The 22,523-nt window shown below is 46.2% G+C and carries 17 protein-coding genes; 8 read left to right on the top strand and 9 right to left on the bottom strand.

Features of this window, described 5'->3' with window-relative positions:
* The first annotated feature begins 89 nt into the window (after positions 1–89).
* From AM279_RS05685 to AM279_RS05670, 4 genes are all read left to right on the top strand, one after another.
* Positions 90–1,835, top strand: coding sequence for an Ig-like domain-containing protein (locus AM279_RS05685; RefSeq protein WP_054406783.1), 1,746 nt, complete (start codon positions 90–92; stop codon positions 1,833–1,835).
* A 20-nt stretch (positions 1,836–1,855) separates the two neighbouring features.
* Positions 1,856–2,128 carry a T9SS type A sorting domain-containing protein gene (locus AM279_RS05680; RefSeq protein ID WP_054406782.1) on the top strand — a complete coding sequence of 91 codons (273 nt, stop codon included), beginning with the start codon at positions 1,856–1,858 and terminating at the stop codon, positions 2,126–2,128.
* 61 nt (positions 2,129–2,189) lie between these two features.
* Entirely contained in the window at positions 2,190–2,774 is a 585-nt protein-coding gene (locus AM279_RS05675) for a hypothetical protein (RefSeq protein WP_054406781.1), read from the top strand.
* 61 nt (positions 2,775–2,835) lie between these two features.
* Positions 2,836–5,502, top strand: a complete 2,667-nt coding sequence (locus tag AM279_RS05670) for a T9SS type B sorting domain-containing protein (RefSeq protein ID WP_082344186.1) — start codon at positions 2,836–2,838, stop codon at positions 5,500–5,502.
* A gap of 11 nt (positions 5,503–5,513) precedes the next feature.
* Here AM279_RS05670 and AM279_RS05665 read toward each other — a convergent pair whose 3' ends face one another.
* On the bottom strand, positions 5,514–6,266 hold the full coding sequence (locus AM279_RS05665) for an NUDIX hydrolase (RefSeq protein WP_054406779.1): 753 nt from the start codon (positions 6,264–6,266) through the stop codon (positions 5,514–5,516).
* A gap of 355 nt (positions 6,267–6,621) precedes the next feature.
* On the opposite strand from AM279_RS05665, the gene AM279_RS05660 reads away from it, so the two are divergent.
* From AM279_RS05660 to AM279_RS05645, 4 genes are read left to right on the top strand one after another with little or no spacing between them, the layout of a single operon-like run.
* Positions 6,622–8,886, top strand: coding sequence for a TonB-dependent receptor (locus AM279_RS05660; protein ID WP_054406778.1), 2,265 nt, complete (start codon positions 6,622–6,624; stop codon positions 8,884–8,886).
* 48 nt (positions 8,887–8,934) lie between these two features.
* Complete coding sequence (locus AM279_RS05655; RefSeq protein WP_054406777.1) at positions 8,935–9,939, top strand: nucleoside hydrolase; 1,005 nt, start codon at positions 8,935–8,937, stop codon at positions 9,937–9,939.
* Positions 9,940–9,943: 4 nt separating this feature from the next.
* The gene (locus tag AM279_RS05650; protein WP_082344185.1) at positions 9,944–12,253 is read left to right on the top strand and encodes a glycoside hydrolase family 3 protein; all 2,310 of its coding nucleotides are present in this window, start codon (positions 9,944–9,946) and stop codon (positions 12,251–12,253) included.
* Between the two features lie 12 nt (positions 12,254–12,265).
* Positions 12,266–14,629, top strand: coding sequence for a beta-glucosidase family protein (locus AM279_RS05645; RefSeq protein ID WP_054406776.1), 2,364 nt, complete (start codon positions 12,266–12,268; stop codon positions 14,627–14,629).
* Positions 14,630–14,699: 70 nt separating this feature from the next.
* Here the strand turns inward: AM279_RS05645 and AM279_RS05640 are convergent, their stop codons facing one another.
* The 8 genes from AM279_RS05640 to AM279_RS05605 all read right to left on the bottom strand — a co-directional run bounded on the left by AM279_RS05640 (position 14,700) and on the right by AM279_RS05605 (position 22,518).
* On the bottom strand, positions 14,700–15,014 hold the full coding sequence (locus tag AM279_RS05640; RefSeq protein ID WP_054406775.1) for a hypothetical protein: 315 nt from the start codon (positions 15,012–15,014) through the stop codon (positions 14,700–14,702).
* 71 nt (positions 15,015–15,085) lie between these two features.
* Positions 15,086–16,081 (bottom strand): alpha/beta hydrolase, encoded by a 996-nt coding sequence (locus AM279_RS05635; RefSeq protein ID WP_054406774.1) that lies wholly within the window; start codon positions 16,079–16,081, stop codon positions 15,086–15,088.
* 145 nt (positions 16,082–16,226) lie between these two features.
* The gene (locus AM279_RS05630; protein ID WP_054406773.1) at positions 16,227–17,792 is read right to left on the bottom strand and encodes a sigma 54-interacting transcriptional regulator; all 1,566 of its coding nucleotides are present in this window, start codon (positions 17,790–17,792) and stop codon (positions 16,227–16,229) included.
* Between the two features lie 65 nt (positions 17,793–17,857).
* Entirely contained in the window at positions 17,858–18,487 is a 630-nt protein-coding gene (locus AM279_RS05625; protein ID WP_054406772.1) for a TMEM175 family protein, read from the bottom strand.
* 11 nt (positions 18,488–18,498) lie between these two features.
* Positions 18,499–18,864, bottom strand: coding sequence for a cupin domain-containing protein (locus tag AM279_RS05620; protein ID WP_054406771.1), 366 nt, complete (start codon positions 18,862–18,864; stop codon positions 18,499–18,501).
* Between the two features lies 1 nt (position 18,865).
* Positions 18,866–19,162 carry a GNAT family N-acetyltransferase gene (locus AM279_RS05615; RefSeq protein WP_054406770.1) on the bottom strand — a complete coding sequence of 99 codons (297 nt, stop codon included), beginning with the start codon at positions 19,160–19,162 and terminating at the stop codon, positions 18,866–18,868.
* A 34-nt stretch (positions 19,163–19,196) separates the two neighbouring features.
* Positions 19,197–20,555, bottom strand: a complete 1,359-nt coding sequence (locus AM279_RS05610; protein WP_054406769.1) for a sigma-54-dependent transcriptional regulator — start codon at positions 20,553–20,555, stop codon at positions 19,197–19,199.
* Between the two features lie 19 nt (positions 20,556–20,574).
* A complete protein-coding gene (locus tag AM279_RS05605; protein WP_054406768.1) occupies positions 20,575–22,518 on the bottom strand; it encodes a tetratricopeptide repeat-containing sensor histidine kinase in 1,944 nt (647 codons plus the stop codon).
* Positions 22,519–22,523: the final 5 nt, after the last annotated feature.

Raw genomic sequence — 22,523 nt, 5'->3', positions numbered from 1 at the left:
CCTTTCAGGGTACATTCATAGCTATGTTTGTGAAAGCAAAACAAATAAAAATGTTTTGCAGCTTGTTTAACAACCACACAAATCTATCTATGAAAAAAAGTACTTTTTTATTTTGCCTGGCAGGCTTGTTTTCGCTTACAGCGCACGCGCAGGACTGGCAACAATTAGGCGAAACCATTCAGGCCAATGATGCCTATTTACAATTAGGATACAGTATAACGCTTTCGGCAGACGGTACAACCTTTGCAGTTGGCGCTCCGGACACCCAGGGCAGTGGCGGCACTATTGAAGACCATAGTTATGTTAATGTATACACATGGCAGTCTGGTGTATGGGCACAGGTGGGCGACACCATTTGGGGAGGCGAACCTTTTTTAAGCCCGCCAAACAGTAATTATTTTGTGCCCGGTGGCGGAAATGATATACTACTGTCTGAAGACGGAACTACTATTGTTATTGCAGAAAGGGGCTATTACTACATTAACCCCCAAAACGAAAATGAAATTATATTTAGCGACCGCGTACGCATTTTTGACCTTACTGATGGCGAATGGGTACAGGCCGGCGAAGATATCTTTGAGCCGGGTGTGCGTAATATTAACCTTTCTCATGATGGCAATATCCTTGCAATAGGCGATGATTATAATGATACTAACGGCGATAATTCGGGCTCGGTAAAAGTATTTGAAAAGCAGGATGGCGAGTGGGTGCAGCTGGGCAGTACTTTGTACGGTACAGGAGATCTTAACTATTTTGGTTCATCTGTAGCCCTTTCTGCCGATGGTGGTGTATTGGTTATAGGATGTTCCAGAGGCGCTGCGGGAGGCATAACCCCTAATCCCGGTTATACCAACGTATATAATTTAGAGAATGGCGAATGGGTATTAGATGAAACATTTGCAGGCCTGTATACAGATTACTGGGGTTCCGGTGCGGGTTGTGGTTCGAGCGTTGCGGTATCTCATGACGGTACTGTTGTTGCAATGGGCAGCTACCAGTACGTAAACGAAGGCACTACTACGCCTGTGGGCAATGTAAGGGTGTTTCAAAAAACCGAAGGTACCTGGCAGCAGGTGGGTGGCTCTTTAGAAGGTTCAAGGTCAAGCTACGAAAATACCAAGCACATGATAGACCTTTCTGCCGATGGTTCAATACTGGCAATAGGTACAAGGTCATCTTCAATGCTGGGTAATGTTAAGGTATACCAGCTTACAGAAGGCGAGTGGGTACAGGCTGGTGAAACCATATCTTCTGCCGCAACGGGCGAAAGCAATTTTGGTACGGCACTTTCGCTGTCTTCAGACGGTAGCATTGTAGCCGTGGGCATATCTGGTGCAAACGTAGGCGATTTTTTGAGTGCAGGTGCAGCTAAAGTATACCAAAACTGTTCGCTTACCCAAATTACAACCGAGGCTGAAGACGGGCAAACGGCGTGTAATGGCTCAACCGGTATACTAACCGCAACGGCCGGGCCTGAGCTGTATGCTAATGCAAGCCTTAACTGGTATGACAGCGCTGATGCTACCGAACCTGTGTTTACAGGTGCTACGTTTACAACTCCTGAGCTTACAGCCGATACTACTTACTGGGTAGAGGCAGAAACCGCCACCGGATGTTCATCCGCAAGGGTTGAGGTAACCGTAACGGTAAATGCTGTACCCGATGCCCCTGCAACTGAAGCAGAGCAGGAATTTGAAGAAGGCGCAACTTTAAACAGCCTTGTTATAGAAACTACGGGAACTGTGGTGTGGTATAGCGATGAAGCGCTGACTACCGAAATACCGGCAGGTACGCTTTTAGCCGATGGCACTACTTATTATGCAGTACAGTTGTAAACGGGTGCGAAAGCGCAGCTGTGGCAATAACCGTATCGAGGCTTGTGGGGCTTGACGGGCAAACACTTGCATTTGCTTACTATCCTAACCCGGTTAAAGACAGGCTGTACTTTTCTGCGCAGGATGGTATAACCAATGCGGAGGTATTTGATATTACCGGCAGGAGGGTTATAAGCCTTATAGATAATGATGGTATATCAAGTATAGATATGTCTGCCTTAACCCAGGGTACTTACATGGTAAGGGTTAAAAACCAGGAGCATACAATGGCATTTAAAATGCTTAAACAATAATTATTAGCTGCTACCCTGTGCAGGTTTACTGCCGGGGTAGCGCTTTTTTATAAAACACTAAATGCTTTCAACAATTTTATTGCGGTATGTATATAAAAATGAGAATGAAACCCGTGTGCTTATACTGGGCATAGCCGGTTTTTTGTTGCTCATTTTTGCCAGTATGTATACCCATACTCATTATTTTGGCGTGCTCGATGCCCGTTATTTGGCCGATTTTCCGCAAATGTTTATATGGGCTGAAAACGGCATAGTGGTAGCGCTGTTGTTTGTATTATACAGCGGTATGGCCCGCTATATAAACGGCAGTGTATCATGGCTTCAGGTACTGGGCGTGGTGCTTATAAGCCGTGTGCCATTTGTACTCTTTACGTTACTAAACATAAAAGGTTTTATTAGCGATATACTGATTATTAATTCGGTAAAGCTCAATAATGGCATTTATGACTTTTTAGCTTTTGATGTAGCTGCCATTTTACTGTTTGTAGCTATTGCCGTTAGCGTTATAGCCACATCTGTTTATTTATTATACAGCGGATTTACATTTACCATAAGCCTTAACCGAAACAAACATAAAGCGCTGTTTTTTATGGTGCTGCTTGTTTGTGAAATTGTTTCAAGAATACTGATTTACCTGTTGTTATAATACTTTTTTACATCCAACAAACTATCATATTACCCTCATATTTAAAAAACTAACACTAAAAATGAAGCCCACTTTTTATATTGTACTACTCTTTTTAAGCCATTATATGGTGCAGGCACAGGGGCAAATGCAAACGGCACACTGGTTTTTTGGCGGTAATGCCGGGGTAGACTTTAGCAGTGGTGCACCACAAATAGAACCCAACGGGCAGGTAGTGGCATTAGAGGGAACAGCCAGCATATCTGACGAAGACGGCAACCTGCTGTTTTATACTAACGGGCGCTATGTTTATACCCATGAACATACTGTAATGGAAAACGGTTTTGGCCTGCGGGGCGACAACTCAAGCACGTCATCGGCAGTAATAGTGCCTAAGCCCGATGACTGTAACATTTACTATGTTTTTACCATTGATGTGCGCGACGAGGAAGTGCCTTTTTTCAGGCCAAAGCGCGGCATGGAATATAATATTGTAGACATGAGCCTTAATAACGGGCTTGGTGCAGTAACCCAAAAAAATATAGAAATACCCATAAACGGCATTCAGCAGGGCTATGAAAGGCTGGCCGCCATAACCAATGCCGATAAAACCGGCTACTGGATTGTTACCCATTTTGAGGGTAATTTTTACTCTTTTTCCGTAACGCCTGATGGTGTAAACCTAACCCCTGTTGTTAGCCCGTCTCCCCAAATATTTGGGGGCAGTACCTATATAGGTTACCTGAAGCCCTCCCACAACGGTGCAAGGCTTGCTATGGCCGGTGAGAGCGAGAACTATTGGCACAACAACGGTTACCTTGCCGTTTATGATTTTGACAACCTTACAGGCAGTGTTTCTAACGAAATATTAATTTATGCCCCAAACAGTACAAACCCCGCCTGTATACATTATTATGGGATTGAATTTTCTCCAAACAACCAGCTTTTATATTGCAGTAAAATGCAGCGCTTATATCCCGGTAACGATTCAGATATAACCATGAGGCATGAAACAATACAATATAATTTAACCCAAAGCCCCATTGCAGGCTCAGAATATGTTTTAGGGGAAACACATGTTTATGGGGCACTGCAAATGGGGCTTGACGGTAAAATATACCAAAACCAGGGCATGGACGAAGATGCTTATTTGGCAGTGATTACTAATCCTGATGTGGCTTACAACCCGGTTACAGGTGCAGCCCCGGGGTTTGATAACCAGGGGTTTTACCTGGGGTATTTTGAATCGGGTGCAGGATTAGGCCTGCCCACATTTCTTAACAGCTATTTCCGAATAGCCATAACGGTTAACAGCCTTTCTATACACCAGGAGCAGTCTTATTGTACCGGCACACCGCTGGACTTTGATTTTTGCAGCCAGGGTGGCGATATAGACAGCATAAACTGGGATTTTGGCGATGGCACTACAGCTACTGATTTTTATCCCAGCCATTATTATAACGAACCCGGGGCATATACCATAATCCTTACGCTAATTGTTGAAGGCGAAGAATACATAAGGCATTTTGATATAACCATAACCGGTCCGCCCGATGTGGTTGACGCTACCCTTACGGTATGTAAAAATGAAGGGGAGGAGCACACCTTTAACCTGCAGGACAGTACTACAGGGCTAAACCCCCAAAACGGAAACTACCAGTTTGCTTTTTTCCAAACCCTTGAAGATGCTGAAGACAACCAAAATGTGCTGGCATTGCAATATAGTATTACCCAAAATAGTACGGTATGGGTTAGGGTAACCGATGAAAACGGATGTTATGTTATCCGCACGGTAAGCCTGGTATATGATGTGCCTACGGTAACTGTGGCAGCACCGGATTATGATGTGTGTGCAGATACACCAGTGCAGTTAACGGCAAACACCAATAGTGCGGATAATATTATAAACTGGTACAATTCAGAAACGGCTACTGCACCCGTGTTTACCGGTAATCCATTCACTACTCCAAATATTGGTACTGATACCACCTACTGGGCAGAGGCCGTTAATACAGCAGGGTGTACATCGGTAAGGGAACCGGTAACCATAGAGGTACTATTGCCCGAACAGCCGGTATTTAACATACAACAACAGTACTGTATAAATGGATATGCGCCTGCCTTGCCTTCAATTTCGGCAAACGGGTTTACCGGTTCGTGGAGCCCGGCGGCAATTAATACAAGCGCCACAGGTCAGCAAACGTATGTATTTACGGTACAAACCGCCGATTGCAGCAACGGTGTTCAATACACGCTACAGATTGAGGTTATAGGCCTTATTGTGCCGGAGTTTGCATTACAGCAGGAATATTTTTTTGGCGGACAGCCGGGTACCTTCCCCAATACATCTTTAAACGGTATAACCGGTTATTGGGCAACAACAGCAGATGGCTATGTAACCTACCATACTTTTTATGCCGATGAAGGCCAGTGTGCAGCAGGTACTTTTGTAGTTAGGGTAATAGATTATCCGCGGTACTTTAGCCCTAACGGAGACGGTATAAACGATTACTGGAGCCTTATAAACATTAATAATTATACTGCTATAACCATAAGGCAAACTTATATTTTTGACCGCTATGGCAAGCTGCTGCATTCCCTTTCGGGAAATGAAAGGTGGGATGGCACGTTTAAGGGCAAAAACCTGCCCTCAACCGATTACTGGTTTAAGGTTAACTATCTTGAAAATATTTCGGGCGGGCAGCCGGTAGAAAAAACATTCAGCAGCCATTTTAGTTTAATACGATAGCAGGGGGTAGCCTACCAGCTTTCCTGAAAGCCATTATTAAGCGCTTCCTCATAACGCTGTTTGTCAAAGCTGTAATAGTTTGCGGCTTTGTGTGCACCACCCTTACGGGTTTCTTCCAGCTTTTGGAGTATGTTGTAGCGCATCATCTTCCTGTAAAAATTGCCCCTGTTAAGTTCTTTGCCCAGTATTACCTCATACAGGCGCTGGAGCTGCGGCATTGTAAATTTTTCGGGCAGCAGGGTGTAGCCCACAGGCTTATAGTTTAAATCGCGCCTTAGTTGCAGCAGGGCGGCATCATAAATTTCTTTATGGTCCATAGAAAAGCCCGGCAAATCTGCACTATCATGCCAGGAACAGGCATCGCTAAACATATCAATTTCAGGGCTTAATGTGGTAAAGTCAATCAGGGCATAATAGCCTATGGATATGAAGCGTTTCTTTTGCCATAAATCATCGGGCAGGCCTTCAAAAAAGCCTTCAGAACGGTTTGTTTTTCCAAATGTTTCAAACTGTTTCAGGAAAATATTGGTAGCGCCCGTGCGCTGCTGCAATATGCGTTTGGCGGCATCATAAATATTTTCCTCGTGCTGTACATAACCACCGGGTAATGCCCAGTTGTCTTCGCCTTCAAAACGGGTAAGCAACACCTTAAGGCAATCATCATGAAAGCCAAAAACTACACTGTCAATAGAAATATGGGATAGATAAAGCTCGCTGTACACCTTAGAGTTAGCCAGCATTTTATCAACTAAACTTTTAAACATTTTTCAAAGATAACCCTTAAATGCTAATAAAAACACATCATTTATTAGTTTTTATATACATCGATGTAGTGAATAATTATATTTTATTACTGTTAAAAAGTTGAGGTTTTAAAATTATCACAAAGTTTTTTTGAATTTTCTCTATGCTTTCTTTTGAAGCAAAGAAATTTTAAATTAATATTGCTTCGTATTGAAGCAAACTTGTTTTGTTTTCGCAAACGATGTAACCCAAACTTTAGTTTATATGTATAATAACTACACTGCAATGCTGCTCCCAAACTGCGGCATTGAAACCAAACGCAGGCACGTGCAGCCCGTAGAACCATCAACCTGTTTTTTAAACTAAGCTTTATTCATGAAACCTAAACAGACACAAGCAGACAAAATGAAGAAAAGCGGTTTTAAATTAGTACTGGGCGGGCTGCTTATGGTAGCCGGAACCGTAACAGCACAGGAAGACACAAAGCTAACGGTACAGGACTCCATCAAGCTTAACGAAAAAATTAAGACAGACAACGGCGGCGACCGTAACGTAATGCTTAACGCATCGAGCAACTCAGGCCCAAGGGATGTAAATATTGGCCTTCCGGCATCGGTAGGTGGTATTACAATCCTTGAGAATGATTTGCCTGTGGTGTACTTTTTTTGGCCGGAGCTGCCCAACAAAACCTGGAGGCAAAGCGTTAGCCTGCAAAACACGGGGCTGCTAAAAATGGAAGACCTTGCCACAAACATGGGCGACCTGGGTTTTGCGGTAAACTCGTACACCCAAAACGGCACCAAAGACTTTAAGGTTAAAGGCAGCCTTTCGGGAAGCCACTTTGGCTGGCTTCAGGGCGATATAAATGTATCTGGCCCAATATCTAAAAACGGCTGGAGTTATTCGGCCGGGGCATTTTTAAACTTCGACCCGTCTACCTATGATGTTGGCTTTAACCGTTATGAAGACCAAACCAAGATTTTCAGGGCAGGTGTAACCAAGTTTTTTAAAGATGACAGAGGTGAGTTTAACGTGTTTTATAAGTATGCCGACTCTTATGTAAATACCAATTATGCCGTATTTGAATATGGCCCTAACGGTAAGGCATCTGAAATACCGGGCTTTGAAATAGGCAATAGCTCTTATTATGTGAGGGATGGCAAGATCAGGTTTCAGGATGCCGTTAGCGGAGACTATTACTGGGGCGCGTTTGACGGCCGTGATAACACAAACAGGAGCCACACGGTAGATGTTTTTGGTAATTATAGGTTAGATAACGGCTGGAACTTTAAGTATACCACCCGTTTGCACCTGGCAAAAGCATCGCTTATGTACAGCATACCGCTAAGTATATTTAACGCTACCGGGGCAGATGGTTATACCATTGCCGAAACCGGCCAGGCTTATGAAGGTAATGTGGGCACACAACTGGGTATGAACAGCCCAAGCATACCCACCACATCTATAATGGGGCGTTTTTCATTAAACAAACAAATTAAGGGTCACGACCTTAGCCTTGGTATTTTAGAGCAGTACTACCATGTAGACAAATACCATTCTAACCGTTCGCTGTTTTTCCAAACGGTGGAAGACCAGCCGCAGCGCCTTATAGGCCCGGGTACAGATGAGTATGGCTTTTACGGCTACAACTCAAGTGCAGAATATTTTGACGGAACTGAGAACAAGTTTTCGGTTTATGGTACAGACAACTGGAAAGTATCTGAAAGGTTTAGCCTTAAAACAGGCCTTATGCTAAGGAGCCAGATATTAAACGGTAACTATAGCCAAACCCCGCGTTCGGCAGGGTTTACCATGCAGGATGCCGAGCTGACTAATATTAACGACAGCTATTTTCACGTTGCCGGTACGGTTAATGCCAACTATAACATTACCAAAAACTTTGGTGCGCTGGCAAACTTTCTGTATACCGAAGAAAACGGCCGTTTAGAGAGCTTTTCTACAGCCATACCGCCAAGTGTGGTTAAGAGCCGTAGCCCGCTTGCAGGAGTGGGGGTATTTTGGAACACGCCATACTTTAGCCTTGTATCTCAGGCTACCTACCTTACAAAAAACAACTACCTGAACCGCTTTAACCTGGTTAACCCGGTAGATGAAACCGAAACCCAGCAGGCCACTATATTCTACAACATACAAACCCTTGGCTGGACAACCGATATGATGATTACCCCTTTTAAAGGCTTTAACCTTCATTATCTTATTACCCTGCAAGACCCGGTTTACAAAGATTTTTCTTTCTCGGCTTTTGGCAATAACTACAATTACAGCGATAAGACCGTACTGGAAATTTCTAATGTGCTTATGGAAATAGACCCAAGCTACTCGGTTGATAAATGGAGGTTCTGGGCCAGTTTCCGTTACTTCAGCAAGCAGTATGCAAACATTACAAATGCATTGTATTTTGCCCCAAGGTGGGAAAACTTTGGCGGTATCAACTACCAGTATAACGACCACTTAGGTTTTGGAGCTACGGTGGTAAACTTCCTTAACCAAACCGGTGCTAAAGGAACCATTAACGGTGCCGAGCTTATAAACGATGCCAGCCCTTACTACGGACAGGTGCTTACAGGTTCTTACATAAGGCCGTTTACGGTACAGCTATCGGTAAACTTTAACTTTTAATGCATAACGGGCAGTGCCACCTGGCGCTGCCCTTTTATTTATACTATTATGAAAACAAAATGTTTAACCCTGCTTGCCCTTTGCCTGTGCGTGTTTACAGCTGTTGCCCAAAGCAACATACAGCCGCGCATGAGGGTAATACTGGATAATGATTATGCGGGCGACCCTGACGGGCTTTTTCAGCTGGTGCACCACGTGCTTTCGCCATCGGTAGAAATAAGGGGTATAATAGGCTCGCACCTGCGCCCCGGAGATGGTTTTGACAGTTCTGACCAAACCGCCACACACGCTGTAAACAATGTAAACGAGGTACTAAAGCTCATGAAGCTACAGGATAAGTTTACCGTATACCAGGGCAGCAATACGGCACTTACTGATGCAAAAACAGCTATAAATTCTGAAGGGGCAAAGGCCATTGTAAAAGAAGCCATGCGTACTGATGTTACAACTCCCCTTTACGTTGTATGCGGTGGTGGCCTTACCGAAATTGCCAGTGCCTATCTTTTAGAGCCACAAATTGCTGATAAACTTACGCTGATATGGATAGGTGGGCCTGAATATACAGATATTGCCATGCCACCACCGGGCTATACACCGCTGGAATACAATACCAATATTGACATTAAGGCGGTACAGGTAATTTTTAACCAAAGCAACATACCGCTGTGGCAGGTGCCACGCAATGCCTATCGCGAAACGCTTATGGCATATTCTGAACTGCTTACTAAGGTAAAACCGCAGGGGAGCATTGGTAAATACCTTAGCGAAAAGATAGACCGTGTTGTTGAGCTCACCAACCAGTACAAAATTTACACCGGCGAAACCTATATAATGGGCGACTCTCCGCTGGTGCTGCTTACTGCATTGCAAAGCGCCTTTGAGGCCGACCCGTCTTCAAGCTTTTATGCCGTTAAGCAGGCGCCAAAAGTAAACGATGCCGGGCTGTATGAAGTAAACCACTCGGGCAGGAATATACGTGTATACCACCACCTGGATAACCGCCTGATGTTTGATGATTTTTATGCGAAGCTTCAGTTATTCAACAAAAAATAATACCATGAACAAATACACAATAGCGGGCTTTTGCATGGCGCTTGCCGTGCAGGCAGGCCTGGCACAAGAGGCTGGTTTTAAAACCGTAACAAGCAAAAGCGGTACGGTACTGGGCTACAGCAGCACCAGTGGCGTAAAGATACTTACCGTTAACGGCGAGAAGTTTAAAGACCTCAATAAAAACGGAAAGCTCGACAAGTATGAAGACTGGCGGCTTCCGGCCAATGAACGTGCCAAAGACCTGGCATCTAAAATGACGGTTGAGCAAATTGCGGGGCTTATGCTGTACAGCCAACACCAAAAGCTGCCCAGTAATCCCGTGGGTTTTGGCGCGGGTACTTACAACGGCAAACCCTTTGAAGAAAGCGGCATGCAGCCGTATGAACTAAGCGACCAGCAAAAGAAATTCCTTAAGGAAGATAACCTGCGCCACGTGCTGCTAACGGCATTAGAGTCGCCCGAGGTAGCCGCTAAATGGAACAATACTGCACAGGCTTTTGTAGAGGGGCTGGACATGGGCATTCCTGCGAATAACAGCAGCGACCCACGCCATACCGCCACAGTAACTTCTGAATTTAACGCCGGTGCGGGTGGCACCATTTCGCTGTGGCCTGATGGGCTTGCCATGGGTGCAACGTTTGACCCTGAGCTGGTAAAACAGTTTGGCCGCATTGCCGCACAGGAATACCGCGCACTGGGTATTGCCACGGCGCTTTCGCCACAAATTGATTTGGGTACTGAGCCCCGTTGGTACCGCATAGGCTATGTGTTTGGCGAATCGCCGCAGCTGGTTACTGATATGGCTAAGGCTTATGTGGAGGGTTTCCAGACATCTGACAAAACAACTGAAATTAAAGATGGATGGGGCTATACCAGCGTTAACGCCATGGTAAAGCACTGGCCGGGCGGCGGCCCTGAAGAAGGCGGCCGCGACGGGCACTGGGCCATGGGCAAGTATGCCGTATACCCGGGTAACAACTTTGCCAGCCACACAAAACCCTTCCTTGAAGGGGCGTTTAAGCTTGAGGGCGGTACCAAAAAGGCATCGGCGGTAATGCCGTATTATACCATAAGCTTTGACCGCGACACCAAGTATAATGAAAACGTAGGCAACGGCTTTAGCAAGTACATGATTACTGAATTGCTGCGTGATACATACGGTTATGACGGCGTGGTATGTACCGACTGGCTTATTACTGCCGACGAGGGTAAAACACCCGGAGACTTTGCCGGTAAGCCGTGGGGTGCTGAGGTGCTAACCATTGCGCAGCGCCATTATAAGGTGCTTATGGCAGGTGTAGACCAGTTTGGCGGAAATAACGATAAAGGCCCTGTGCTTGAAGCCTACCAAATGGGCGTTAAGGAGTTCGGCAAAAAATTCATGCGCAAGCGTTTTGAGCGCAGTGCCGTGCGCCTGCTGGAGAATATTTTCCGTACGGGGTTGTTTGAAAACCCATACCTGGATGTAGCCCAAACCAAGGCTACTGTAGGCAAGCCCGAGTTTATGAAAGCCGGTTATGAGGCGCAGCTAAAGTCGGTTGTGTTGCTTAAAAACAAGGCACAGGCGCTTCCGGTAACGGAAAAGAAAACCGTGTATGTGCCTAAAATTTACACGCCTGTAAAAACCGACTGGTGGGGAATTCCTACACCGGCAACGTTTGACTACCCGGTAGACCTTAACCTGGTCAAAAAATACTACAATGTAACCGAAGATCCATCTAAAGCTGATTTTGCCCTTGTATTCGTCAGAAATCCGCAAAGTAAGGAAGGCGGTTATAGTGCTGTAGACCGTAAAGAGGGTGGCAACGGCTATGTTCCCATTTCGCTGCAATATGGTACTTATACTGCCACTACGGCGCGTGAGCAAAGCATAGCAGCCGGAGATGCGGTTATAGACCCAACCATAACCAACCGCAGCTACAAAGGCAAAACCACTACGGCCAGCAATATTATGGATTTGAGGACTATTGAAGATACCAAAATGCTGATGGGCGATAAGCCGGTTATTGTTTCGGTAACGGCAGATAAGCCTATGATATTCTCAGAATTTGAAAACCAGGTAGAGGGCATTGTGCTCAATTTTGGTGTGTCTACACAGGCGGTGCTTGATATTATTTCGGGTAAGGCAGAACCATCCGGGCTGTTGCCGCTGCAAATGCCTGCTAATATGGAAACGGTTGAGGCACAAAAAGAAGACGTTCCGTTTGATATGGAACCACACCTTGACAGCGAGGGCAATGCCTATGACTTTGGCTTTGGCCTGAACTGGAAAGGCGTAATAAACGATGCCAGGACCACAAAATATAAAAAGTAAATAAACCCAAATATGAAAAAAACTGTTTTATCTGTAAAAACACTGGCTGTAATAGTTGTGTTTACAGTACAATATGCCCGTGCGCAAAAAAAAGCACCACAGTTGGGCAAAGCCTCTATAGAGGAAGTAATTAATGCCATGACCCCCGAAGAAAAAGCCCTGCTATTAGTAGGCCCCGGTATGCCGGGTTATGCCGGGCTTACCCCCCTTGAGGGCGAGCCGGATATGAGGGTACTGGGTGCTGCGGGTGGTACAGCTGCCATTCCGCGCCTGGGCATACCGGAAACAGTAGTGGCCGATGGCCCTGCGGGGCTGCGCATTCAGCCTAAGCGTAAAAACAACACTAATACGTTTTATGCCACAGCTTTCCCTGTAGGTACATTGCTTGCCAGTACGTGGAACCCCGAGCTTATAGAAGCGGTGGGCAAGGCCATGGGCGAAGAGGTTAAGGAGTATGGTGTAGATGTGCTGCTTGCCCCCGCACTAAATATTCACCGCAACCCGCTTAACGGCCGTAACTTTGAATATTATTCTGAAGACCCGCTTGTGGCCGGTAAAATTGCCGCGGCTTATGTAAGGGGCATACAGGCAAATGGCGTGGGCACATCGGTTAAGCACTTTGCGGCAAACAACCAGGAAACCAACCGCCTTACGGTTAATGCCCATATAAGTGAGCGTGCCATGCGCGAGCTGTACCTGCGCGGCTTTGAAATAGCCGTTAAGGAGTCGGCACCGTGGACCATCATGTCGGCCTACAATAAGATTGACGGTACGTATGCATCGGCTAACAAAGACCTGCTTACTACGGTTTTGCGTGATGAGTGGGGCTACAAAGGCTATGTAATGACCGACTGGTTTGGCGGTTACCCCGGTTTTGAAAACATACTTAAAGAAGGTGTGGTGAGCGATGTGCCTGCACAAATTGCTGCCGGTAACGACCTTATTATGCCGGGTATGGACGCACAGCGCGCCCTGCTTGTTGAGGCTATTAAAAGCGGTAAGGCCGATAATAATGCCATAAACACGAGCCTGAAACGCATACTGGGCTATGTGGTAGAAACCCCTACATTTAAAAAATACAAATACAGCAATAAGCCCGACCTGAAAGCGCATGCTGCCGTAACCCGCACTGCCGCTGCCGAGGGTATAGTGCTTCTTAAAAACGAAGGCAGTGTATTGCCTTATACAAATACCACACAAACCATTGCCGTATTTGGCGATACGTCTTACAACTTTATTGCAGGCGGTACCGGTAGTGGCGACGTTAACGAGGCCTATACGGTTTCGCTAATAGAAGGCCTTACTAATGCCGGTTATAAAATAGACCAGGACCTGGTAACGGCTTACACCCCTTATGTAAAAGAGGTAGTGGCTAAAGAAATGAAGCGCCGCGAAGAAAACGGCGGCTTGCTTGCCGTGCCGCAACGCCTTATAGAAATGCACCTTGATGCCGGTATGGTTGCCCAAAAAGCTAAGACTGATGCCGCTGCCATTATTACCATAGGCAGGAACTCCGGCGAAAATGAAGACCGCCATATAGAAAATGACTTTTACCTGGGACAGGATGAGATACAGATGATCAACTCGGTATCTGAGGCGTTTCATGCCGAAGGTAAAAAGGTTATTGTTATTATGAACATAGGTGGTGTAATAGAAACCTTTAGTTGGAAAGATAAGGTAGATGCCATACTACTGGCGTGGCAGCCCGGCCAGGAGGGTGGTAACTCGGTTGCTGATGTGCTGAGTGGTAAAACCAACCCATCGGGCAAGCTTACCATGACATTCCCGGTAGATTACAACAACCATGCATCGGCAGATAACTGGCTTGGCCTTCCTGCAAATAACCCTACAGATGTATATTACAAAGAGGGTATTTATGTGGGCTACCGTTACTTTAATACATTTAAAGTTAAGCCGTCTTATGAGTTTGGTTTTGGCCAGTCTTACACCACGTTTGAATTCAGCAACCTTAACCTGAGCGCTACTACCTTTAAAGACGAGGTAAAGGTTACCGTAACGGTTAAAAATACAGGCAAGGTAGCCGGTAAAGAGGTAGCCCAGTTATACCTTACTGCCCCTGCACAGCTTGAAGATAAGCCGGCCCTTGAGCTTAAAGGCTTTGCCAAGACAAAGGCCCTTAAACCGGGCGAGCAGCAAACCCTCACGTTTGTACTTAAGGCAAAAGACCTGGCATCGTTTATAGATGCACAAAGTGCATGGGTGGCCGAAAAAGGTACCTATACGGTTAAAGTAGGTGCTTCATCTGAAGATATAAAGCTTACCAAAGACTTTACTGTGGCAACCGATATTGTTGCCGAAAAAGTGCACGATACCTTTAAGACCGAAGAGGGTTTTAAAGACCTTGAAAATAAATAATTGTTTCTTGTTTTTTTACAGATCCAGCCCTCTTTATGAGGGCTGTTTTTTTTAAGGGAGGTGGCAGGTTTTAATGCACCGACAGTTTTTTGAGCATTTCGGTGGAAATAGGGTCGGCATAGGTGCCAAAGGCGTTTACCATAACCCCTTTAATATTGTACGTGTCAGACTTAATGGCATAGACAATGTTTTCATCGCCGGGGTCGGTATCGCCCTCAAAGCGAAAGAAATATTCGATATTAAAGTCACCGGGAGACAAGGCCTGCCTGCCGCTGTTGTAGCGAATACAATCGTTATCAAGGTTAAAATCATAGTTAAACCCCTGTGTGTTGAGCCAGCTAAGGGCTTCGGTAACGGTGTCGAATGACGGCTGGATGTTTTGCATAATTTATAGTTTGTAATTATGCCTGCCTGATTTTTAAGGCAGGCATAATTGGTTGAAATTGTGGTGGTTATTTAAGCAAAAAGATACTTTTTAAGTTCGGCCGCAGCGTGTACAAAAAGTGATTTTGTTTGTGGCAGGTGTGCCAGCGGGTTCAGCAGGCCAAAGTCGTGTATCATGCCGTTGTAGCGTATGGTTGTGGCTTCAACACCCGCTTCGTCGAGTTTGCGTCCGAAAGCCTCGCCCTCTTCGCGCAGTACATCGGCTTCAGCCACCTGTATAAGTGTGGGTGGGAACTGTTTAAGCAGGTCGGCACCGGCGTTTATGGGCGATGCATATATTTCTTCGCGCTCAGCCAGGTTAGAGGTGTAGTGGTTGTACATCCACTTCATAAGCGGGATGGTAAGAAAACGGTCCTGGCCGTACTGCTGGTAGGTAGCGGTTTCAAAATCAGCGGCTACAATAGGCCAGAACATAATAATGTTCTTAAGTTTAGGGCCGTTATTTTCTATTGATTTTAAAGTGGTTACAGCCGTCATATTACCGCCCACGCTGTTGCCTACTATAGATAGCCTTGAACCGTCTACGTTGATTTCGGCACCGTTTTGGGCCACCCATTTGGTAGCGGCATAAATTTCGTTAACGGCCTGCGGATAATGCGCTTCCGGCGATGGGGTGTAGTTTACAAACACAGCTGCCGCGCCGCTTAGCACTACAAGGTCGCGCACCATGCGCCTGTGGGTGGGGTAGTCGCCCAGTACCCAGCCGCCACCGTGTATAAAGATGAAAACGGGCAGGGTTTCGGTGCTGCCTTGTGGCTTTACAATGTTCAGTTTTACGGTATAGCCGTCCTGGGTTATGGTTTTTTCAGATTCATCGATACCTGAGTAATCTACCGATACTGAGTTTTGAGCGCCTACAAGCACCAGGCGGGCATCTTCGGGCGACATGGTTTCAAGCGGGTCGCCACCGCCTGAATTAAGCGCAGCAAGAAACTGCTTGGTTTGCAGTGAAATGGCAGGGTCAATAGCTACAGGTACAATTTGTGGGATAAGGGTGGATGTGTTCATAAAGATTAAATTATAATGATTAATAGTTATGAACTATAAGCCAAGAAATGCGCCTTTTTTGTAACTGACTTATTTTTAGAAACTTGACTAATTGTGCCAAAAAAAAATTCACGATATATCGTGAATTTTACAAGGTGGTTTTATTTTATTTGGAGTTGAAGCCTTTTTTAATGCCCAGTTTCTGCATTCGTGAAGTTAGTGTTCCGGGCGGTATGCCCAGTTGTGCCGCCGCGCCATAAGTGCCCGATATGCGTCCGCCACACAGCCTTATTACATTTAGTATGTGGTCTTTTTCTACCTCCTCCAGGGTTTTAATGTGCTGTACAGGTGTGGGCTGGGGCTGCGCAAGCGCAGGTAAATGCTCTTCGGTAATGGTTTTAGAGGCCAGCAGCACGGCACGTTCCAGGGTGTGTTTCAGTTCGCGCACGTTGCCCGGCCAGGGGTATAATTCCATAAAATGCAATGCCTTGGCCGACAGTACCGGTGCTTTTTTGTTTTCTTTTTCGCAATAAGAAGTGATAAAGTGCTGGGCAAGTTCGGGCAGGTCGGCAATGCGTTCGCGCAAAGCAGGCAGCGTTATGGGGAAGATGTTAAGGCGGTAAAATAGGTCGGCCCTAAAGCGGCCTTCAGCAACTTCGGTATTGAGGTTCAGGTTGCTAGCGGCAATAATGCGCACGTTTACTTTTATGGTTTTGCTGCCGCCAATGCGCTCCAGCTCGCTTTCCTGGAGTACGCGCAATAGCTTTGTTTGCAGGTTGAGGGGCAGTTCGCCAATTTCATCAAGAAAGAGGGTACTGTTATTGGCCTGTTCAAATTTACCAATGCGGCGTGTTACGGCACCGGTAAAGCTGCCCTTTTCGTGGCCAAACAGCTCGCTTTCTATAAGGTTGGCAGGTATGGCAGCGCAGTTTACACGAATCATATCCTTACCACTGCGCGCGGAATTATTGTGTATAGCACCGGCAATAACCTCTTTGCCGGTACCGCTTTCGCCAAGGAGCAGCACGCCGGTATCTGACGGGGCTACCTGCTTAACCAAATTTATCACACTTTGCATGGCGGGGCTTTGGCCAATGATGGCAGCGTAACCGTTTGCAGTGTTTTGAGGTGTAGGGATGGCAGGATGCGATTGCGGAATGGCGTTGCCGTATTGGGCTATCTTTTCGGTAACCAGAATGTTAGATACCGTTAGCGCCAGCTGCATGGTGAGGCCACGCAGTAATTTCCTGGCATCGGGTGTAAAGCCGCGTGGGTTTTTAAAAAACAGGAACAGTACCGACGGATTGTTTTTATGGTAGTGCAATGGCAGGGCAACTGCCTCGCGCATCGCCGACTGCTTTTCGCGCAGCATAAACACCGGCAGGTTTTTGGCTGTGGCGCTAACCAGGTTAAATGCAATGGGTTCGGCAGATTGAAGGGTGGTGTTAAAATAACCGTCTTCCACTTTGTGGATGGCGCCTTTTAAATCGCCCTGTGCTTTGGGGTTATCGTGAAAAAAAATAGCGTAGTCTTTTTCGGCGGCATTGGTAGTGCAAATGGCAAAGGCATCAAAGCCAATGTGTTGTTTAAGCTGCTGTATTACGGGTTGTAAACTGTTGCGGTCAGTAACCTGAGATAAGGCTGTACACAAAGACAGTTGCAGCAGTTGCGCCCGTTCCCGTTCCTGCATGGCTTTTACAAGGGCATCGGCTTCGGGGTTTTTGTGCTGCATACAAATGGATTTTAAGGCACTGCAATTTCGTAAATTTAGTAACGAAATGCACTAATTCTTACAAATTATATTGCTGATTCAACAGCGTGTTTTTCAAGCTTTCCTGACGATATTGCCCAGTACACCCACAAACAAACGCACAGGCCAAGTGCCACCGCAGGATAGCCAAATGACAACCCGAACGCCACTACATAAACCGGAAGGCCGTACAGGTAGTTTAGCGTGATTTTTTTAATGGCACGGCTGCTTATGCCCGGGCGCAGCAGGGTTTTGTCTTTACCGGCAACATACCACAACCATAAGTAAGACAGGTTAATAAGTATAAAAAGCCCGGTGTAAAGTGCCACCACTACGTTAGCCGACGGCGTATTGAAAAAACGCGCCAGCAACCCGGTAGGATAGGAAACCGCCGAGGCAAAAAACAGTATGAGCCCGTTTATAAAGGTAATGGCGGTGTTGCGGCTGTAAATTTGCTTAAAAATTTTGTGGTGGTTTACCCACATTATAAAAATGCTGAAAAACGAAACCGTAAAGGCCAGGTAAGACGGCCATTGCGCCTTTAGGTATGCGGTAAGGGCATTGGCATCGGCAAGTTGCTCTTTTTCGGGTATGTGCAGGTCCAGCACCAGCAGCGTTATGGCAATGGCAAAAATGGCATCGCTAAAGCCCTCCATCCTTACGGTTTCCTTTTCCATTTTTAGTTGATTTACAGTGTAATAAATATCGATTTACGGGTTTTATGCTCCAGGTTACGGGTTTTGTGGCCCTTGCCTGTAGTGTCTTCCACCAGCAGTATATGGCCGGTGCCGAAGGTACGTTTTTCGCCCAAAGAGGTTTCAATTTCCACGCCGCCATCCAGCAATATAATGTATTGCCGCTGTGGTGCGTTATGAAAATCATAGTCATAACCCGGTGTTACTTCCCTGAAAATAATGCCTTTTACGGGTTCTTCATCCGACAGGAAACCTATATCGCCGTTGCTTTTTAGAGGGACAACACTATCTTCAAAATGGCTGTCGCCATGGGCATCGGCATAAACGCGGGTTATGTTGAATATACTTTCGGTATTCATTTTAAGCTTCTTTTAGCCAGATATCGGCAAATTCTTCCGGATGCCTTGTAAACTGGGCGTGCACATACGGGCATAGCGCCCTTACCTTAAGGTTGTTGTTACGGGCATAAGCCACCATGTTGTCCAGCAATTGTTTTGCATAGCCCTTGCCACCCTGGTTTTCATCGACCCCGGTGTGGTATACGGTTAGCAAATCGGGCTTAATGCTCACGGTCATTTCGCCAATTTTTGTACCCTCATCATACAGGTTAAAAGCGCCGTGGTTTTTTTCGTCGAGTTCTAATTTAATATCAGCCATAGTATTGTTTTTTAGCGGTTTAAGAATCTATCAGTCAGTAATATTCCTGCTGTATGCCCAGTTTTTTCATTTTGGCATACAGGGTAGTGGGGGGCATTTTAAGCAGTTCGGCAGCGCCACCGGGGCCAAACACCTTGCCGCCGCATTGCTTAAGCGCCTCCATTATATGCCCGCGCTCCATATCTTCCATAGAACGCAGCGGGCCACCTGCTGTTTCCTGCGTGGGTGCAGTTGTAGCAACCGTTTCCGCAATATCAAAACGCTCAATGTGGCTGCCCGGTGCCAGCAGCACGTTGCGCTCTATAAGGTGTTCCAGCTCGCGTATGTTGCCCGGCCAGCTGTAATCCTGCAATTGTTTAAGCGCCTGCGGGGCAATTCCGATAACGTCTTTTCGCGCCCTGGCGGCATATTTTGTAAGGAAGTGGCAGGCCAGTGCCTCAATATCTTCTTTGCGCTCCCTAAGTGGCGGCAGCGCTACGGGGAACACGTTGAGCCTGTAGTACAGGTCGAGCCTGAAACGCCCTTCTGCCACTTCTTTTTCCAGCGAACGGTTGGTGGCGGCAACTACGCGCACATTGATTTTAATAATGCCGTTGCCGCCTATGCGCTCTACCTCTTTTTCCTGTAATACGCGCAGCAGCTTAACCTGTGCTTCAAGCGGCAGTTCGCCTATTTCATCAAGAAAAATAGTGCCGTTGTGTGCCTGTTCAAACTTACCGGCGCGGGCGCTGTTAGCCCCTGTAAATGCCCCGCGCTCATAGCCAAACAGCTCGCTTTCTACAAGCGATTCGGGCAGGGCGGCGCAGTTTACCGTTATAAAAGCGTTGTCTTTGTGCTGCGAAAGCTCGTGCAGGGCATGGGCTATGCGCTCTTTGCCGGTGCCGCTTTCGCCCAGTATAAGTACCGATGTTTCGGTTGGGGCTACCACCTTAACCTTGTCTAAAACGCTTTGCAGCTTAGGGCTTTGGCCCACAATGCCGTCTATGCTTTTTGATGCGGGCTCTTTGCCCGAAATGCCTTTTTCTATACCGTAGCGGTAGCGGGCAATATCGAGCATTACCAGCAAATCCTTCTCCCTGAAGGGTTTTACCATAAAGCCGTAGGGCTGGGTTTCTTTTACGGCCTCCAGCGTGCTTTGATTGGTATTGGCCGATATGTATAAAAACGGTAGCTTTTGCTCAATCAGCTCCCATGCCAGGTCTATGCCGGTAAGGTCGCCTTTAAGCATAATATCCAACAGTACCCAGTCGGGCTTTTTATCGGCAATGCTTTTGCGTGCCTGCACTACGCTGGCGGCAATGCCCGTAACCTGGTAGCCCGCCCGTGTAAGCATAATTTTCAGGTCGTTAGCTACAATAAATTCATCTTCAACAATTAGTATCTTCTCTTTCATTTTGATGGATTCTTTCAAATTATGCTGCGGTATCAGGCAGTTGCTGTTTAGGTGTAAAGGTTATTATTACGGCCAGGCCGTTGTTGTTTTCAAGTTTAAAATCGCCATCGAGCTGGCCGGTAAGCCCCATCATGAGGTTCATGCCCAGGCTTTCGCGCTCCTGGTCTTCAAAACCATCGGGCACACCCACACCGTTATCGGCAATAATAAGGCGGTAGCAGTCGTTGCCCAGGTTTTTGAGCGATATGCTAACCTTGCCTTTTTCCCTGCCGGGGAAAGCATATTTTATGGCATTGCTTATGGCCTCGTTAAGGATAAGCCCCAGCGGAACGGCCTGTGCCACATCGAGCTCAACCCTATCTGTATCAAGCTTGAATTTAATCTTCCGCTCGTGATCAAAGCTTTCCTTAAGGTAGTTGACCAGCTCAAAAATGTACCACGACATATCTATGGTACTCAGGTTCTCAGTCTGGTACAGCTTCTGGTGGATGAGCGACATGGCCTGCATACGGTGCTGGCTGTTTTGTATGGCCAGCAGGGCATCTTCGTTATCAAGGTAGGCGCTTTGGGTATTGAGCAGGCTTATAACAATTTGCAGGTTGTTTTTAACCCGGTGGTGAATTTCTTTAAGCAGCCATTCTTTTTCTTCTACAAGGTGCTGTAAAACCGTGTTCTTGCGGTTAATCTCGGCCTGTTGCGCCTCGAGTATGCGGTTGTTGCGCTGTTTGGTGCAATACCTGCTGTACAGCAACCCAAGTATAATAAACAGTATTACAAGGCTGGCAATAAACACATAGCGCACAATTACCTCGTTATTAATGCGCTCGTTTTGCAGCTCGCTCTGCTTTTTAAGCAGCTTTATGTTTTTGTCTTTCTTTTCGGTTTCATACTTAAGCTGCAAATCGCCTAATTCTTTAGCACTGTTAATGTTAAAGAGTGAATCGTTTAGGTTTTTAAACTCTTTTAAATGTGCTATGGCACCCATGTAATTTCCTGTAGCCGAATCGGCCTGATAATGCGTCATTTCGAGTTCGGCCAGGTTGTACAGGTCGTTGTGTGTGCCAGACAGTTTATGCAATTCGTCAAGGTAGGTATAGGTTTTATCGGCCTGACCGGTTTGTATAAGGTACTGTATAATGGCATAGTACACCTTTTCTTTTTCGATGTGGTTTTTGCGCTTGCCGGTACTGCATTTAAGCAGCTGGTCATAATACGGTTTTGCCCTGTTGAACTGCTTTAGTTTGCAATAGGTTAATACATACATAGAGAGGTACTCTACATTACAGTCGTTACCCGGGGTGTATTTAGGGCCGTTGTTTAGTATATCCAGGGCTTCTTTAGCTTTACCCCTTTCGAGCAGGCCCCTTGCCGTGTTTATTTTAATAGCGTAAACGCCTTCAGTATCGTTGCTTTTTTGGGCCTGTTCAATGGCCTTTTTGTAGTATTCTATCGATTTATCATGATAATTAAGCTCAGAATATATGGTGCCGATAAGGTTGTACAAAATGCCCAGCCACACCTGGTTTACATCTTCAGAGTCGGCTGTTTTTTCAGCGCCAAGGGCATAGCCAAGGGCTTCTTTATACTTGCCCTGAACCCTTAAATTAAGCCCGAGCATGGTATACTCATTAAACAGGTTGTTGTATTTAACCCTTTTCTTGATGGAAACCGCCTGCCGTGCATAGTCAATAGACACATCTATACTGTCTACACTATTATAAATTACCGATAGTTCGCACAGGGTTTGTGCATACTCTATGCTGTCTCCCACTTTTTTGTACAGCGACGCCGCCTTTTGAAAATAGCCCACTTTTTTTGGAAATGCTTCAAAAGGTTCGTTTAGCCCCAGTGTTTTATACGATTCTGCCTGCTGCTTTATGCGTGCAGCTTCTTGTTTGCCTAAGTTTTGGCTAAGGCAGGTTGCTGTAAAAAGCAGGGAGGCAAGCAGGATGTAAAACTTCATATACC

Source organism: Flavobacterium akiainvivens (assembly GCF_001278115.1).
GTDB lineage: Bacteria > Bacteroidota > Bacteroidia > Flavobacteriales > Flavobacteriaceae > Flavobacterium > Flavobacterium akiainvivens.
This window is presented reverse-complemented; position numbering and strand designations above follow the sequence as displayed.

Bases quoted from the DNA above. Each gene is read 5' to 3' on its own strand.
- AM279_RS05665 (WP_054406779.1), bottom strand. From the start codon at position 6,266: ATGTTTAAAAGTTTAGTTGATAAAATGCTGGCTAACTCTAAGGTGTAC.
- AM279_RS05635 (WP_054406774.1), bottom strand. From the start codon at position 16,081: ATGAACACATCCACCCTTATCCCACAAATTGTACCTGTAGCTATTGAC.
- AM279_RS05655 (WP_054406777.1), top strand. From the start codon at position 8,935: ATGAAAACAAAATGTTTAACCCTGCTTGCCCTTTGCCTGTGCGTGTTT.
- AM279_RS05605 (WP_054406768.1), bottom strand. From the start codon at position 22,518: ATGAAGTTTTACATCCTGCTTGCCTCCCTGCTTTTTACAGCAACCTGC.
- AM279_RS05675 (WP_054406781.1), top strand. From the start codon at position 2,190: ATGCTTTCAACAATTTTATTGCGGTATGTATATAAAAATGAGAATGAA.
- AM279_RS05670 (WP_082344186.1), top strand. From the start codon at position 2,836: ATGAAGCCCACTTTTTATATTGTACTACTCTTTTTAAGCCATTATATG.
- AM279_RS05630 (WP_054406773.1), bottom strand. From the start codon at position 17,792: ATGCAGCACAAAAACCCCGAAGCCGATGCCCTTGTAAAAGCCATGCAG.
- AM279_RS05625 (WP_054406772.1), bottom strand. From the start codon at position 18,487: ATGGAAAAGGAAACCGTAAGGATGGAGGGCTTTAGCGATGCCATTTTT.
- AM279_RS05640 (WP_054406775.1), bottom strand. From the start codon at position 15,014: ATGCAAAACATCCAGCCGTCATTCGACACCGTTACCGAAGCCCTTAGC.
- AM279_RS05660 (WP_054406778.1), top strand. From the start codon at position 6,622: ATGAAACCTAAACAGACACAAGCAGACAAAATGAAGAAAAGCGGTTTT.
- AM279_RS05610 (WP_054406769.1), bottom strand. From the start codon at position 20,555: ATGAAAGAGAAGATACTAATTGTTGAAGATGAATTTATTGTAGCTAAC.
- AM279_RS05645 (WP_054406776.1), top strand. From the start codon at position 12,266: ATGAAAAAAACTGTTTTATCTGTAAAAACACTGGCTGTAATAGTTGTG.
- AM279_RS05620 (WP_054406771.1), bottom strand. From the start codon at position 18,864: ATGAATACCGAAAGTATATTCAACATAACCCGCGTTTATGCCGATGCC.
- AM279_RS05615 (WP_054406770.1), bottom strand. From the start codon at position 19,162: ATGGCTGATATTAAATTAGAACTCGACGAAAAAAACCACGGCGCTTTT.
- AM279_RS05685 (WP_054406783.1), top strand. From the start codon at position 90: ATGAAAAAAAGTACTTTTTTATTTTGCCTGGCAGGCTTGTTTTCGCTT.
- AM279_RS05650 (WP_082344185.1), top strand. From the start codon at position 9,944: ATGAACAAATACACAATAGCGGGCTTTTGCATGGCGCTTGCCGTGCAG.